Consider the following 15958-nt stretch of genomic DNA (forward strand, 5'->3'; position numbering starts at 1 on the left):
AATATCGCCGGACACAGGTGGCCGATACTGCCCCGGAGGCAGGAGATCAGGGAGACACGCCACGCACCGAGGTCAGCGCAGCGGACGGCTCTCCTCGAGCGCACCGGCCAGCGCGGCGGCCTTGAATGCCGACCGGATGTCTTCGGGCGGTTCGAACCCCATTCGTTCGAGCGCGGCCGCATGATGGCCGCGTTTCGACCACCCACGCCACGCCAGCCGCATAAGGTCACGGCGCGATGCGCCGGCCGCCTTCAGCCTGGTCAGAGCCGGCAGGAGCCGGCGCTCCGTTTCGTCGAAGTCGGTCCCGAAGGGAAAGTCCGGCAGCGCGTCGGTGCGATACGGGCTCAGCCACGCGCTCAGCGTCTCGGGTGTGTTGGACCGTCGCGCCGGCGCAATCTCGTGATCTTTCCGGATCTTGCCGGCCGCCTTTGCCGTGTCGAGCAACTCGGCCTGAAAGCGGCTGTCCGCGATCTCGAGCAGAGCGGCAATCGACTCCGCGTCCGATTTCCCCCAGAGATCGGCGATCCCGTATTCGGTCACGATGATATCGCGCATGTGGCGCGGGATCGTCTCGTTCGCCTGCGTCCAGACGATGTTGCTTTCGGGGCCCGAACCGGTCTGCCGGGTGGCGGGCAGCGTGATGATCGATCGTCCGTCCGCAAGGGCATGGGCCTGCGCGACGAAATCGTTCTGGCCGCCGACCCCGCTGACCACCTGCCCGTCCGGCTTCGTATCGGACAGAGCGGCCCCGAGGAGCGTGACCTTCATCGTCGAGTTGACGAACCTTGCTTCGGTGCGCGCCACCCGCTTTCCGGTCTCGTCGCCAAGAAGCGTGTTCGTATGGCTCACCGGCGACATCGCGATCTTTGCGCGCCGCGCGGGGCCGAGATCGCGCAGCCGCGCGTAGAACGCCCGGCTTTCGACGAAGAAACCGGCATGGATCGCGGCGCCGTCGACCTCGCGTCGTATGATCCCGGCCTCGAACAGTTGCAAAAGCCCGTCGACCAGCATCTCGGTGACCGCGTACAGGCCCGCGTCGAAGGGCGCGTCCTCTCCGAACCCGTCGTCGGGAAACGGACAGGACGCGTGGATCGCTCGGATTTCGCCGCGGTCGCGGAGCAGCAGCGACCGGGCCACCGCGTCGCCAATGGCGCCGATACCGATCTGCAGCGTGCCGCCGTCGGGGATCAGCCGCGACACGTGCAGCCCGATCGCGTGCGCGGCGTCGTCCACCGGTTGCTTGACCGCCGAAAACAGCTCGAACGGCTCGGGCGGCTCGAAAAGAATGTCGGCCTCGGCCTTGGGAAACGCCGCGGCGCCCTGCATGAAGGGCAGTTGCGTGTTGGTCTCTCCGACGAAGAGCGCGTCGAGGCGGCCGTCGCGGCGCATCTCCATCAGGTCGGCGGTGATGTCAGGATTGCACGAGACGCTCAACCGGTCGCCGTCCCGCGCCACGAGGTGCAGGATCAGGTTCGGTTTCTGGGCCAGCAGAACGTCGCGGGCATTGCTGTAATTGACCGAAACGTAATCCTGTTGTGCCGGCGCGACCCCGAGCCATCGGCCCGCCAGGAAAAAGAACTCGCGAACCTCGATATTGGCGGGCAGCGTTCCGTCGCGGATCATCGCGGCGTAGTCGAACTGCGGATAGGCTCCGAACAGCCGGTCCATTGCGGGCTCGAGAAAACGCCGCTGCATGTCCGACGACGGGGTCGGCCTCTCGAGCGTGAGCGCGGTGAAGATCGACACGCGGATCTCCGGAGTGTCGCGCGCCAGCCGCGTCAGCGCGTTGACGAGCGTGACCGGCTTGCCGAGGCCGAGCGGCAGACCGACGCGGATGTCGGTGCCGAGCCGCGCGACGATCTCACGGGCGGTGGCGGCCGCATCGTCGAGGCAAGTCGGCTCACTCAAGATCCGACCAGCCCCGGTCCGGCTCGAAGCGCTTGCCCTGGCGCGCGGCGAGGCTCGCGAGGCGGTCGCCGATCTCGCCGGGACCGCGCGTTTTGGAATAGTGCATCGGGCCCCCGCGGAACGGCGCGAAGCCCGTCGCAAAAATCATCGCGCCGTCGATCTGGTCGTCGTCCCGCGCGACGCCGGCGCGCAGACATTCGACGCACGCGTCGAGCATCGGCAGGATCAGACGGTCGATGAGCTCCGGGTCGGCGTCGCCATCGCCGATGTCGGGGGCGCCATCGCTCCAGTCGTAGAAGCCCTTTCCGGCCTTCTTGCCGGTGTTGCCGCTGTCGACCTTCTGGCGCAACCAGCCCGGAACCTCGGCCATCGGCGCGTCGAGGTCGGCGGCGAGGCTGTCGGCGACATGCAGGCAGATATCCAACCCGACCTGATCGGCGAGTGTCACCGGACCCATGGGCATCCCGAAGCGCAGCGCGGCGCGGTCGATGTCCTCCTTCGACACGCCCTCGTCCATGAGCGTCATCGCTTCCATGAGATACGGGGTCAGGGCGCGGTTCACGAGAAAGCCCGGCGCGTCCGCCACGGACGCCGGGAGGCGCCCGATCTCACCGCAGAACGCCGCGAGCCGGTCGCTGACGTCCTGCGCCGTGTCGGGATGCGACACGACCTCCACCAGCTGCATCTTCGGCACGGGATTGAAGAAGTGCAGCCCCGCGAAGCGACCGGCGTCGGGGGCGACCTTCGCCAGTGCAGCCAGACGCAGGCTGGAGGTATTGGTGGAGAGGATCGCTCCCTCCTTCATCCGGTCGGCGAGGTCGGAATAGATCTTCTCTTTCACTCCGGGGTCTTCCGGGCCCGCCTCGATCACCAGGTCGGCCCGCGCGATCCCGTATCCGCTCGGGTCCGGCATCAGCCGGTCGATCGCATCGCGCGTCTCGGCCGACGTCAGGTGCGCGCCCTTGCATGTCTTGTGTGCCCGCCGCAGCGCCGCGCCCAGTTGCGCGGTGTCGACGTCACCAAGCGTCACGGTCTTGCCCTTGATCGCCGTCCAGGCCGCGATGTCGGCGCCCATCTCTCCGGCCCCGATCACATGGACCCGAGTGATCCCGCTCTCGCCCTGCGCGGCCTCTCGCAACGACTGGCGCAGGAAGAAGACGCGAACCAGGTTTCGGGCGGTGTCGGTCTCCAGCAGCTTCGCGAAGCTCTCGATCTCCGCGGTCTGCATGGCCTCGGGATTCCCACCATGCTCTTCCCACAGGTCGATCAGCGCGTACGGCGCGGGATAATGATCCGGCGCGGCGCTCTTGGCGGTTTCTCCACGCATCTTTCGCGCGGCGATCTGGCGCGCCGGCTTGAGCGCGAGAGCACGCGCCTTCACGCCGGTATCGCGGTCCGGCGCGTCGCCGGACGCGAAGGCGCGCACGGCCGCGGCCACGTGGCGCTCCTCGGTGACGGTATCGGCAATCCCGAGTTTCCGGGCTTTGCGCGTGTGGGCGGTCTTCCCGGTGAGCATGAGCGTCATCGCCTCGAGCGGGTCGATGAGTGCGGGCAAGCGGAACGTGCCCCCGAGCCCGGGATGGAGGCCCAATTGCACTTCGGGAAAGCCGAACGAGCCGCCGTCGATCAGGATGCGTCGATCACATGCGAGCGCCAGTTCGAACCCCGCGCCGAGCGCCGCACCGTGCACTACAGCGATGGTCGGGCATTCAAGACGCGCGATCCGGTCGAGAATCCCGTGACCTTGGCGAAGGAGATCCGCAGCGCCGCTCTCGGCCATGTCCGCAAAGCCAGAGATATCCGCGCCCGCCGCAAAGCCCGACAATTTGGCCGAGCGGATGACGACCGCCTTCGGCCGTTCACGCTCCAGCCGTTCGACATGATCAACAAGCTCGCGAATGACCGCCTCCGACACGGTGTTCGTACTGCTGCCGGCGACGTCGAGCGTGAGCCACGCGATCCGGTCGCCATCGGTCGCCGCGCGCCAGTTCTGCGCCGGCGCGATGTCCTCGGTCGGGCCGAGTTCGAGCTTGGTCTTGCCGAGATGCGTCAGAACCGGTCCGGTCATGCGGCCTCCAGCAGCATTGCTCCGCCCTGCCCGCCGCCGATGCATTCGGTCGCAATGCCGCGGCGGGCGCCTTGGCGTTTCATCGCGTTCGCCAGGTGCAGCACGATGCGATTGCCGCTCGTGCCCACCGGGTGACCGAGCGAGATCGCCCCGCCATCGACGTTCAGGCGGTCGCGATCGATCTGTCCGAACGCGGCGTCGAGGCCCAGCACGTCGCGGCAGAAGCTTTCGTCGTCCCACGCGGCCAGGCAAGACAAGACCTGTGCGGCGAACGCCTCGTTGATTTCCCAAAGATCGATGTCCGCGCCGCCCAGACCGTTGCGCTTCGCGATCGGCGTTGCCGATAGGACCGGCCCGAGGCCCATAATCGACGGATCGAGCGCGGCCCAATCGCTGTCGGCGATCCGGGCAAGCGGCGTCAGACCGTGCTCCTCGACCGCGGCCTCGGAGGCGAGCAGCGTCCACGAGGCGCCGTCCGTGATTTGCGACGCGTTGCCGGCCGTTACCTTGCCATACGGTTTCTCGAACACGGGTTTCAGCTTTGCCAGCGCGTCCATGTCGCTGTCCGGACGTACCCCGTCATCGCTGTCGTGCACGCCGCCATCGCTGTCGAAGGCCGGTTCGACCTCGCCTGCGAGCCACCCCTCGGTTTGCGCGCGGGCCAGACGGTGATGGCTTTCAACCGCGTAGGCGTCCGCGTCCTCTCGCGAGATTCCGAAACGATGGGCCAGCACTTCGGCGGTCTGGCCCATGTTGAGTTCGGTAATCGGGTCGGTCAGCCCCCGCTCGAGGCCGATGACCGGCTTGAGGAACCCTGGGCGCAGGTCCTTCATGTGCTTGGCCATGTCGACGGCACCCTTGGCTTGCGCCAGGCCGGCGTACCATTCGACGGCCTCGTCACGGAGAACCAGCGGCGAATGGCTGAGCGCCTCCGTCCCGCCGGCAAGGATCATGTCGTGGGATCCGTCGCGAATGTAGCGGTACGCCGTGTCGATCGACTGCATCCCCGATCCGCAATTGATCTGCATGGTGAAGGCGACGGTCTGCGTCGGCAGTCCGAGTCGCAGTGCCGCGACCCGCGCCGGGTTCATCTCGTCCGCGATGACGTTCACGCAGCCGAGGATCATGAGATCGATCGCTGTCTCCGGCAAGGGGTGCCGCGCGAGAAGCGGACGCCCGCACTGGACCGCGAGATCGACCGGCGTGAACGGGCCGGGCTTGCCCCGCGCCTTGAGGAACGGCGTGCGGGCGCCGTCGACGAGGTAGACGGGTCGTCCTGTCATTCCGCGGCCTCCGGTGCCCTGCGCGCCGGCAGATCGTAGTCGGGGAAGTAGCCGGCGAGCGTTTCCGGCGCGAAATCATCGACCGCGACGACGCGGTCCACCGCCGCCTGCATCGCGTCGAGTTCCGTCTTCTCCTCGGACGAGATGATGCCGGCTTCGAGCCCCCTCTCGGCGGTCATGTCCGCCTCGCGCAACCGCTTGCGGATCGGCTCGGCGGCGATGACCCGTTGGAACGCATCGTCAAGCTGACGGACGCCGTCCCGATCGCAGCCGCCGAACAGGCGGCCGACGATCCTGTCGCGCGTGTCCGAGGGCGCCATCAGGTACTCCGCGCAGGCGCGGGTCAGGTGATCGTCGGGACCGCGCGACGTGCCGCCGGGCCGCGTCACCACGCGAAGCAGCGTCGCCGCCCAGCGGACCGGGAAGTTGGCGAGGACCTCGTCCATGCTCCGGCGGATGCGCGCCAGCGCGCTGTGCGCGGCATGTTCGAGCAGCGGCAGGTCCGACTTCGGCCGCCCGTCATCGTCGAAACGTTTCAGCGCCGCCGTCAGGATGTAGAGATCCGACAGAACGTCGCCCATGCGGGCCGAGATCATTTCCTTGCGCTTGAGGTCCCCGCCCAGCGTGAGGAACGCCATGTCGGCGGTCAATGCATAGGCCGCCGACCAGCGCGACACCTGCCGGTAAATCCATGTCGCCCCACCGGCGAACGGCGCCGGCGCCACCCGGCCGCCGGTCCAGGCCCGCCCGAGCGCCCGGAAAAACGTCTTGGTCGAGTGACTCACGTGCCGCCAGAAGTGCGTATCGAACGCCTCGAGCGATTTGGCGTCGTCTTCCTCTTCCAGCGCCTGCATCTCGTCCAGCAGGTGGGGATGCGCGCGGATGGATCCCTGCCCGAAGACGATCAGATTGCGTGTGACGATGTTCGCCCCCTCCACGGTGATGCCGATCGGGACGGCCTTGTAGAGCGGCGCGAGGTAGTTCGACGGCCCGTCGATGACGGCCTTGCCGGAATGGATGTCCATCGCATGGTTCAGCGCCTCGCGCATCCGCGTGGTGCCGTGCAGCTTCATGATCGCGGAAATCACCGCGAGCGACCGGCCCTCGTCGAGACCGGCGCAGGTCAGACGGCGCGCAGCGTCGAGTTCGTAGGACCCGGCGGCAAGCCGGCCGAGTGGCGCCTGGATGCCTTCGAACCTGCCGATCGGCAGGCCGAATTGCTCGCGCACCCGCGCATACGCGCCCGAGGTGTGGGCGGAAAGTGCGACGGCCGCTGCCGACAGCGACGGCAGCGAGATCCCCCGCCCGGCGGCCAGCGCGCTCATCAGCATCATCCAGCCGCGGCCGGCGAACGTGTCGCCGCCGATGATGTGGTCGAGCGGCACGAAGACGTCGTGGCCTTCGGTCGGACCGTTCTGGAACATCGTCGATGCGGGGATATGGCGGCGCCCTGTATCGACGCCTGGCAGGTCCGTCGGCACCAGCGCGCACGTGATCCCGATATCCTCTTCGTCGCCGAGAAGACCGTCGGGATCGCGCAGCTTGAACGCGAGGCCGAGCACGGTGCAGACCGGCGACAGCGTGATGTACCGCTTGGCCCAGTTGAGGCGGATGCCGAGCACGTCCTCGCCGTTCCAGGTGCCGCGGCAGACCACACCGCTGTCGGTCATCGCCGACGCGTCGGAGCCGGCCTCCGCGCTCGTCAGGGCGAAGGCGGGCAACTGGCGACCGTCCGCAAGGCGCGGCAGCCAGTGCTGCTTTTGCTCGTCGGTTCCGAATTGCATGATGAGTTCGCCCGGCCCGAGCGAGTTCGGAACCATGACCGTGACCGCTGCCGCCACCGAGCGCGTCGAGATGTAGCGAACGACCTCGGAATGCGCGAACGCCGAAAAGCCGAGCCCGCCGTGATCTTTCGGGATGATCATCCCGAAAAAGCCCTTTTCGCGCAGGAACTGCCAGACCTCAGGCGGGAGGTCGGCGCGCTCGTGATTGATAGACCAATCGTCGATCATCTCGCAGAGCTGCGTGCACGGGCCTTCGAGGAACGCCTGCTCCTCGGCGGTCAGCGTCGGCGTCTCGACGGCCGACAGCTTCGACCAGTCGGGATTCCCGGAGAAAAGCTCGGCATCCCACCAGACCTCGCCGGCCGACAGTGCTTCCGCCTCGGTCTTCGACAGTCGCGGCAGCGCGCCCCGCGCCCAACGGTGGATCGGCTTGGTGATGTAATCCTGACGAAAACGGCTCATGGCCCGGCCCCATGTTGAATGACCTTGTCTGAATAACGAGCGGCGCCGCCCTTCGGGTTCCTGCCGACCCGTTCGCTGCGACCGCAGGCGCGGCGGACGGCCCGACCGGAATCGGGACTGCAGACGGGTGCGACGGCTGAAATTCCCCGTCTGCGCCGCCCGCACGCGCAATAAGATTATTTTTACTTATCAGGGTATTGTATGGATGTCCTAAGTTGTCGGGCGCTCGAACGGCGGCAGCAATGCGGCGGCGTTGAACTCTTCGGTCCCAACCCGCCGATGCTCGACCACCGCGGCGCGGCGGGTGCGATGCCTTGGCAAGCCATCAGTCGCACCCGGGGACCGATGCGACCGAACCAAAGCGCCTTGGATCACGCTCCGGGCGGGTGGAGCGCTCTTCACGCAAAACTTGATCGAATGTGAAAGTCAGTCATGGTCGGACGCACGTCAGGCCAGAAGAGCCATGTCGGTTTAAACACGAAACAGCTCGGAGGGCCTTGATGTCTTTAGGAGTTCTAATCAGCCTCGCGGCGTACTTCATTCTGATGCTCGGGATTGGCGTCTACGCCTACAAGAACGCGACGGGCAATTCGGAGGAGTACATCCTCGGCGGACGCAACCTTCCCCCGGCTGTCGCCGCGCTGTCGGCAGGCGCCTCCGACATGTCCGGCTGGCTGCTTCTCGGCCTTCCCGGGGCGCTCTACGCGTCCGGCCTCGTCGAAGCGTGGATCGGCATCGGCCTCTTCATCGGGGCGCTCGTCAACTGGATCGTGGTTGCGCCGCGTCTGCGCGAGCAGACGGAACGTTATGACAATTCGCTCACGATCCCGGCGTTCCTCGCCAACCGTTTTCCCTCTCAAGGAGGGACGCTGCGCATGGTTTCGGCGGTCATCATCGTGGTCTTCTTCGCAGTCTATACCGCCTCCGGTCTCGTCGCGGGCGGCAAGCTCTTCCAGAGCGCGTTCGACGGCAGCTACCAGGTCGGCATCTGGCTGACCCTCGGCGTCGTGCTCGCCTACACGGTGGTGGGAGGCTTCCTCGCGGTGTCGCTGACCGACTTCTGCCAGGGCCTTATCATGATGCTCGCGCTCATCATCATGCCGGCCATCGTGCTCTATGCCGGCGAAGGCGGCGGCTTCGGTCAGGCCCGCGAGACGTTGTCGGGCATCGAAGGATTCACCCTCGGCTGGTGGACCTCGGACATGACCTTCATCGGGTTCATCTCGCTCCTGGCATGGGGCCTCGGATATTTCGGCCAGCCGCACATCATCGTCCGGTTCATGGCCGTCAAAAGCGTCGCCGCGGTCTCGACCGCGCGTAACATCGGCATGGCGTGGATGGGCATCGCGCTGATCGGCGCGATCGGCGTCGGCATCTTCGGCCGCGCTTATGTCGAGCGGAACGGCGTGTCGATCGAGGACAGCGAGACGATCTTCATCTACCTGGCCGAGAACCTCTTTCCGGGGCTGGTCACCGGCTTCCTGCTAGCGGCGCTGCTCGCAGCGATCATGTCGACGGTCTCGAGCCAGCTTCTGGTGTCGTCCTCGTCGCTCGCCGAGGATTTCTACAAGCTCGTGCTCAACAAGAACGCGTCGGAGACGACCCTGGTGACCGTCGGGCGCATCGCCGTCGTTGCGGTCGGGATTGTCGCCGCGCTGATTGCCGGCGACCCCGAAAGCCAGGTGCTGGGCCTCGTATCGAATGCCTGGGCGGGCTTCGGTGCGGCCTTCGGCCCGCTGATGATCCTGTCGCTGACCTGGCCGCGCATGAACGGCGCCGGCGCGGTGGCGGGCCTCGTCGTCGGTGCTGTGACCGTCGGGGTGTGGATCTTCACACCGCTGAAGGCTGCGACCGGGCTTTACGAGATGATCCCGGGCTTCGCGTTGTCCTGGCTCGCCATCTACGCAGTCAGCCTCGCGACAGCCGATCAGGGCGAGTTCCGCTCCGCCCAGGCGTCACCCGCCGAATGACACGATATGGCAGAGGCCGGTGCGCCGGCCTTTGCCACGCTCAAGAGCGCGCCGCAGTGGCCATTCGGTCTTTGTGGCGGAAAGATCCGCACGCCCCGCGCGACGCCTGGCCTATCGAGGACCGGTCTTGGAGCGTCATTGGTCAGGCGCCCGTGTCGAGCGCACGCCTCCAGTCCGCTGCGTATGCGCGCAGGCTCGGGGAATCCGAGGCGTACACGGCTTCGCCGCTCGTCGCGCCGGCCCCTTCCGCGAACAGCAGCGCCGCGCCGATGCTGGTTCCGGTCGCCGAGGTCATCGAGACCACGCCCTCGGGCCGCAGCGCGGCCAGCATGTCGAGATAGTCGGGATTCCGCGCGAAGGGCCCCTCGACGATCACGGGGCCAGCGGCGCCGGCAAGCTCGAGACAGATATCGGTCATCAGCGCGAGGTACCACGACAGCGCGAGCATTTCTTCGCCCACCGTCCCTGGCGTGCCATGCCAGCCGCCGGCGCGGCCCGCGAACGGGCCGGAGCCGCGTTCGATCCCCGGCATCAGCATTGTCCCGCGACGCAGGACCGCACAGCGGTCGGCACCCGTTGGCGCGGCGGTGCGCCCGTTGCGGATGACCTCGTATTCCCGGCCTCCCATGAAGCGCGCCGAGGGCACCGGCTCTCCCCGCGCGTCGACGTTCACGAGCGTATCGCGCACCGGGTCCAGGGCGACCGGCGCGCCGCCGACCGCCATCGCGATCACCCAAGTGCCCGTCGAGACGACGGAAAACGGCGGCGTGCGCGACAGGATGTGCGGATACAGCGAGGCGTTGCTGTCGTGGATGCCGGTGGCCACCGGGGTCTGCGCCGGCAAACCGGTCTGCCGCACGACCTCAAGCGTGAGGGATCCCAGAATGTCGGTCGCGCGCTTCGGCGGGGCCAGGCGACTTGCCAGGCCGAGCGTGTCCACCAGCGCCGAGGGACGGCCGGCCCACGGCCTCCAGAGATCCGTGTGACATCCGAGCGAGGTGACGTCGGTCGCGAGCTGATCCGTCAGGCGGAAGCCCCAGTATTGCGGGTAGGTCACGACATGCGCGAGCCGCGCATCGAGACCGGGATCGGTTTTCAGCATCCAGTTCAGCTGCGCCCCGAGGTTGAGTCCTGCCGGGAGCCGTGGCGTCCCCGTTTCGGTGAAATCGGGACGCAGCGCATCGTACTCCGCCCTCAGGCTGTCCGGCCCGTCATGTTCGTAGTCGAGCATGGGCGCGGCCAAATCACCGTTGGCGTCGAGCAGGACTGCCGAGGCGCCGTGCGTTGTCACCGAGATCGCATCGATACCGTGCGCCGCGTGCAACCGCCTCAGACCCGCGAGGAAGAACGCCCAGTGACCATCGAGATCGAAATGCGGCCAGGGCGGGCCCGGAAGAACCGTGTTCGGCTGCGTCTCGACTGCGATCTCGGAGAGCGTTTCGGCATCGACGAGCGCGAGCTTCGCGTTCGTCTTGCCGACGTCGAGCACGGCGATGTGGCGCGGTGCGATCATGCCAGGTGGAACATGCACGGCAGATCGACGGATTTCGGCGATCCGTCGGCGTTCGTCTCCATGATGTCGGCCATGTGGGCCCACCATTTCTGCATTACCGGATGGCCCGGCAGGTCGTCCATCTCGTGGTCCGCGCGCCGCCAGAGCACGGCAAAGAGCGCGTTCGACTCGGCGTCGAGATGGATCGAGTAGTCCTGAACGCCGGCCCCGCGCAGCAGATCGACCAGTTCGGGCCAGATCGCATCGTGGCGGCGCCTGTATTCCTCGGCCATGCCCGGACGGAGCGACATGCGGAAAGCAATCTTCTCCATCATGACCGCCGAAGCTTGGCCACGAGGCGCGGGATCGCGATCACGCCGATCAGGAGCGCGCCGATGAAGATCGACATGACGATGCCCGGCACATTCAGAAGGCCGAGGCCGAAGGTCACCATGCCCATGACGAGCGCGGCGATCACGACACCGAGGATCGAGCCCGAACCTCCGAGGATCGACACGCCGCCGAGGACCACCATGGTGACGACCTCGAGCTCCCACGCATAGGCGATGGAGGGGCGCGTCGAGCCAAGCCGCGCTGTCAGGCAGATCGCGGCGATGCCGGACATGAGCCCGGTCAGCAGAAACAGGATCATCTTCACCCGCTCCACCCGGATGCCCGAGAAGCGTGCCGCGGTCGGGTTGTTGCCGATCGTGTAGATGTGCCGACCGAAGTTCGTCTTGTGCAGCACCACCCCGTAGATGAGCGCGAAGACCGCGAAGAGCGTAAGCTCGAACGAGATCACCCAGAAGACGTAGCCGCGCCCGAGCCAGGCGAAGCTTTCGGGATAGCCGTTGAAGGCCTGGTCCCCGAGGACGATGTAGCTGATCCCGCGAAAGAGGCTCATCGTGCCGATCGTCACCACGATCGACGGCAGGCCGAGCCGGGTGACGAGCGCGCCGTTGAACGCTCCGCAGAGCAGGCCCACGGCGAGACCGATGGCGACGAGCCCCGGCGTGCCGACGCCGAACTGCAGCGCCCAGCCCATCGCGGTCGAGGCGAGCGCGATGATGCCGGCGACGCTCAGGTCGATCTCGCCCGAGATGATCAGGAGCGCCATGGCAAAGCCGATCATCGCCTTTTCGGTGAAGTTGAACGTCGCGTCCGAGAGGTTCCAGGGATCCAGGAAATACTGGCTCGCCTGCGTGTTGGCGAGAAAGATCAGAACAGCGATGCCGAAGAGCAGAAGCTCCCAGCTTTTCAGGACGCGTGCCCCGCGGCCCGACAGGCGGTCCGGCAGGTGGCGGGGGCGTGTTCCGTCGGCGAGGCTCATGTGGCGTGCTCCGCGGATTTCAGGATGATGCGGCCCTGTTTGCGGTTGCTCCGGGCGTTGAAGGCCACGGCGACGATGATCGCGGCACCCGAGATCGCGAGTTGCCAGAACGGCGAGATGCCCGCGACGGGCAGCGCGTTCTTGATCGTGCCGAGAAAGAGCGCGCCGAGCACGGCGCCCGTGACGGTGCCAAGTCCGCCAGCAATCGAGATGCCGCCGATCACGCAGGCCGCCACGACGTCGAGTTCGAACCCGCCGGCGACGTCCACGTAGGCGACCGCGTAGCGCGACACCCAGAGGTAGCCGCAGAGCCCCGCCAGCCCGCCCGCGATGGTGAAGGCCGCGAAGCGCGTCTTGCCGACGTCGATGCCGGTATAGACCGCCGCGTGCGGGTTGCCCCCCACCGCGTAGAAGGCCCGGCCGAGCGCGGAGCGGTTCACCAGGACGGCGAAGCCCGCGATAACGGCGATGGCGATCCACGACAGGACCGGCAAACTGAGTATCTCGAACCGGGGCAGCGCCTTGTAGGCGGCCCCCATCTCGTGGCTGTTGACCCATTCGCCGCCCGAGACGAGGAAGATCAGCCCGCGGAAAATCGTCAGCGTGCCGAGCGTGACCACGATCGGCGGGATGTCGAGCTTCCAGACGAGCAGGCCGTTGAACGCGCCCATCAGGAGCCCGAGCGCGATCGCCAGCGCGATGAGCACGACGACCGGAACCCCCGGCATGGCGGCGTTTATCATTGCCGTGACCATGCCCGTCAGCGCGAGGTTCGAGGCAAGCGACAGGTCGATGCAGCGCGTCAGGATCACCAGCGTCTGCCCGAGCGCGAGGATGATCAGGATCGCGGTGTCGTTGAACACCGAGGCGAGGTTGCCGGGCGCGGCGAAGCCCGAAAACCGGCTTTCGACCAAAAGGATCAGGGCGATCAGCGCGGCGACGAGGATCGCCTCCCGGGACGTGACGAAGTCGCGGATCATGCGGCGCTCCGGCTGAAAGGACAGGATTTCGAGTATTTTTGCCAAGAAGAAGCCGCGGCGTGGTGCGTCATGCCGCCGCCTCCCCGTCGTAGCCGGCGGCGGCGCGGACGAGCGTTTCGGGGGTCAGGCCCTCGCGGTCGTATTCGGCGGCGATGCGGCCCTCGCGCATGACGATCACCCGGTCCGACATGCCGAGGATCTCGGGGATCTCGGAGCTGACCATGATGACCGACAGCCCCTCGGCGGCAAGCTCGGCCATGAATTCGTGCACCGCGGCCTTGGAGCCGACGTCGATGCCCTTGGTGGGCTCGTCGAGGATGATGACCCTGGGCCGCGTCGCCAGCCACTTGGCGATCACCACCTTCTGCTGGTTGCCGCCCGACAGTTCGCCCACGTTCTGGTCGAGCGACGCGGCGCGCAGGTCGAGCCGTTCGGTGTACTTGCGGGCAAGCGCGAATTCCTCGGCCATGCGCACGAAGCCCTTGTGCGAGGTTGTCCGCAGCGAGGGCAGCGTGATGTTCTGGAAGATCGGCATGGCGGTGACCGCGCCCTGCGCGCCGCGGTCCTCGGGCACGTAGACGATGCCCTTCTCGATCGCCTCGACGGGCGAGCGGATGACCGCCACCTTTCCGTCGATCCGGCAGGCGCCCCTGGAGGGCCGCGTGACACCGAAGAGCGCCTGCATGAATTCCGACCGCCCGGCCCCGACGAGGCCGTAGAAGCCGAGGATCTCGCCCCGCCGCAGGGTAAAGCCGATATCGGCGAACTCGGTCGGGTGCGAGTACCCCGCGACGGTCAGCACGTCCGCACCGGGGCGGCGGTCCCGTTCGGGGAAGATCGTGTCGACGGCGCGGCCGACCATCTTCTCCACGAGCTGGGTCTCGGTCACGTCGGCGATCATCCCGGCCTCCACCATCTCGCCATCGCGAAAGACGGTGTACCGGTCGGCGATGCGGAAGATCTCGTCGAACTTGTGGCTGATGAAGAGGATCGCCTTGCCCTCGGCCTTGAGCCGCTCGACCAGTTCGTAGAGCTCTTCGATCTCCGCCGCGGACAGCGACGCCGTCGGCTCGTCCATGACGACGACCCGCGCGTCCACGGACAGTGCGCGGGCGATGGCGACGAGGTGCTTCGACGCGATGCCGAGGTCGCGGAGCACCGTCGAGGGGCCGATCTGCGCGCCGATCCGGGTCAGGATCTCCTTGGCTTTCGTGTTCATCGCCGCCCAGTCGATCAGGCCGAACCGGCCGCGCGGGGCGTGACCGAGAAAGATGTTCTCAGCGACCGTCAGTTCGTCGAAGAGCACCGTTTCCTGGTGGATCGCGGTGACGCCGGCATCCGAGGCCGCGGTCGCGGTCGGAAACCGCGTCTCCTGCCCGTCCACCTCGATCGTGCCGCTGTCGGGCTGGTAGATGCCGGTCAGGATCTTCACCAGCGTCGACTTGCCCGCACCGTTTTCGCCGACGAGAGCGGTCACCTGGCCGGGATAGAGCTCTAGCTCCACGTCGCCGAGCGCGCGCACGCCCGGAAAGGTCTTGGTGATACCCGACAGGCGCAGCACCGGTTCGGCCGGGACCGTCACGCCCTGAGCGATGTCGCTTGAATAGTTCATGGGACCCCCGGGGGTCTGCGGTGAAAGGAGCCGATCGCGCGGGACCGCGAGGCCCCGCGCGGACGAGATCAGAAGATGCTCTTGAACTCGTCGATGTTGCTCTCGTCGTAGGTGAACGGCTCGGACATCGCCGCGCTGTTGGTCTCGTCCAGCGTCACCGAACCCATGCGGCCGGTGTCGATCTCGGCGCCGGGCTCTGCCGCCGCTTCGTCCGTGGCGAGCGCGTGGGCGATCATTGCCGTGGTGTAGCCGAGGTCGACCGGGTTCCAGATGGCGAAGGACTTCGACGCCCCGCTTTCGATCGCGCCGGCCATCTCGGACGGCAGGCCGAGGCCGGTCACGTTCACCTCGCCGACCTTGCCCTCGTCCTGCACCGCCTGCGCGGCGGCGACGATGCCGACGGATGTCGGTGCGATGATCGCGTCGAGATCGGGGTAGGATTGCATCAGGCCCTGCGCCTCGCGGTACGACTTGTCGGCGAGGTCGTCGCCGTAGACCGTCGCCACGACCTCGATGTCCGGATACTCGCCCATCACCTTTTCCATCTCCGCGATCCAGGTATTCTGGTTCGTGGAGGTCGAGGTCGCGGACAGCACGGCCACCTTGCCGCCGTCTGGCAGGTGATCGGCGGCGAGCTTGATGATCGTCTGGCCGATCAGCGCGTCCGAGGACGGGGCGAGGTGCATCTCGCGGCCCTCCGGCGCGACACCGGAATCCCACGAGATGACCGTGATCCCGCGCTGCATCGCCTTCTGCAGGGCCGGCACCAGCGCGTCGGGATCGTTGGCCGAGACCGCGATCGCATCAACGCGCTGCGCGATGAGCGAATTGATCACCTCGATCTGGCCTTCGGCGGTGGTCGAGGTCGGACCGGTATAGATGATCTCGGTGCCGCCGAGCTCTTCGGCCGCCTCCTCGGCGCCGCGGGCGGCGGCCTCGAAGAAGCCGTTGCCGAGCGACTTCGCGACGAGCGCGATGCGCATTTTGTCCTGCGCCACCGCGGTGGTGCCCATCAGCGACGCGGCAAGGCCGAGCCCGATGGCAAGACGTCTGGTCAGTGTCATTTGCG

At 67.2% G+C, this 15958-nt stretch carries 11 protein-coding genes; 1 reads left to right on the forward strand and 10 read right to left on the reverse strand.

Translation table 11 applies throughout. The annotated features are described in order from the left end of the window. Positions 1 to 72: 72 nt before the first annotated feature. The 4 genes from ROJ8625_RS09810 to ROJ8625_RS09825 are packed head-to-tail and all read right to left on the reverse strand — an operon-like array spanning position 73 to position 7505. The gene (locus ROJ8625_RS09810; RefSeq protein ID WP_234984227.1) at positions 73 to 1908 is read right to left on the reverse strand and encodes an acetyl-CoA hydrolase/transferase C-terminal domain-containing protein; all 1836 of its coding nucleotides are present in this window, start codon (positions 1906 to 1908) and stop codon (positions 73 to 75) included. Next, positions 1901 to 3976: a 3-hydroxyacyl-CoA dehydrogenase NAD-binding domain-containing protein gene (locus ROJ8625_RS09815; RefSeq protein WP_085791701.1), complete on the reverse strand. Its 2076-nt coding sequence runs from the start codon at positions 3974 to 3976 to the stop codon at positions 1901 to 1903. The genes ROJ8625_RS09810 and ROJ8625_RS09815 overlap by 8 nt, the downstream gene beginning before the upstream one ends. Next, positions 3973 to 5259: an acetyl-CoA C-acetyltransferase gene (locus ROJ8625_RS09820; protein WP_085791702.1), complete on the reverse strand. Its 1287-nt coding sequence runs from the start codon at positions 5257 to 5259 to the stop codon at positions 3973 to 3975. The genes ROJ8625_RS09815 and ROJ8625_RS09820 overlap by 4 nt, the downstream gene beginning before the upstream one ends. After that, the gene (locus ROJ8625_RS09825) at positions 5256 to 7505 is read right to left on the reverse strand and encodes an acyl-CoA dehydrogenase (RefSeq protein ID WP_085791703.1); all 2250 of its coding nucleotides are present in this window, start codon (positions 7503 to 7505) and stop codon (positions 5256 to 5258) included. Before ROJ8625_RS09825 ends, ROJ8625_RS09820 begins: the two co-directional genes overlap by 4 nt. 500 nt (positions 7506 to 8005) lie before the next feature. Here ROJ8625_RS09825 and putP point away from each other — a divergent pair, with 500 nt between their 5' ends. Further along, a complete protein-coding gene (gene putP, locus ROJ8625_RS09830; protein ID WP_085791704.1) occupies positions 8006 to 9475 on the forward strand; it encodes a sodium/proline symporter PutP in 1470 nt (489 codons plus the stop codon). A gap of 142 nt (positions 9476 to 9617) precedes the next feature. On the opposite strand, the gene ROJ8625_RS09835 is transcribed toward putP, so the two are convergent. The 6 genes from ROJ8625_RS09835 to rhaS all read right to left on the reverse strand — a co-directional run bounded on the left by ROJ8625_RS09835 (position 9618) and on the right by rhaS (position 15953). Then, positions 9618 to 10988: an FGGY-family carbohydrate kinase gene (locus ROJ8625_RS09835; RefSeq protein ID WP_085791705.1), complete on the reverse strand. Its 1371-nt coding sequence runs from the start codon at positions 10986 to 10988 to the stop codon at positions 9618 to 9620. Continuing rightward, positions 10985 to 11299 (reverse strand): L-rhamnose mutarotase, encoded by a 315-nt coding sequence (locus tag ROJ8625_RS09840; protein ID WP_085791911.1) that lies wholly within the window; start codon positions 11297 to 11299, stop codon positions 10985 to 10987. The genes ROJ8625_RS09835 and ROJ8625_RS09840 overlap by 4 nt, the downstream gene beginning before the upstream one ends. Next, complete coding sequence (locus tag ROJ8625_RS09845) at positions 11299 to 12297, reverse strand: ABC transporter permease (protein ID WP_085791706.1); 999 nt, start codon at positions 12295 to 12297, stop codon at positions 11299 to 11301. Before ROJ8625_RS09845 ends, ROJ8625_RS09840 begins: the two co-directional genes overlap by 1 nt. Beyond that, entirely contained in the window at positions 12294 to 13277 is a 984-nt protein-coding gene (locus ROJ8625_RS09850; RefSeq protein WP_085791707.1) for an ABC transporter permease, read from the reverse strand. The genes ROJ8625_RS09845 and ROJ8625_RS09850 overlap by 4 nt, the downstream gene beginning before the upstream one ends. A gap of 67 nt (positions 13278 to 13344) precedes the next feature. Beyond that, complete coding sequence (locus ROJ8625_RS09855; RefSeq protein WP_085791708.1) at positions 13345 to 14889, reverse strand: sugar ABC transporter ATP-binding protein; 1545 nt, start codon at positions 14887 to 14889, stop codon at positions 13345 to 13347. A gap of 68 nt (positions 14890 to 14957) precedes the next feature. Next, positions 14958 to 15953, reverse strand: coding sequence for a rhamnose ABC transporter substrate-binding protein (gene rhaS, locus ROJ8625_RS09860; protein ID WP_085791709.1), 996 nt, complete (start codon positions 15951 to 15953; stop codon positions 14958 to 14960). Between the last annotated feature and the right edge of the window lie 5 nt (positions 15954 to 15958).

It is taken from the genome of Roseivivax jejudonensis (genome assembly GCF_900172265.1).
In the GTDB taxonomy this organism is placed as follows: domain Bacteria; phylum Pseudomonadota; class Alphaproteobacteria; order Rhodobacterales; family Rhodobacteraceae; genus Roseivivax; species Roseivivax jejudonensis.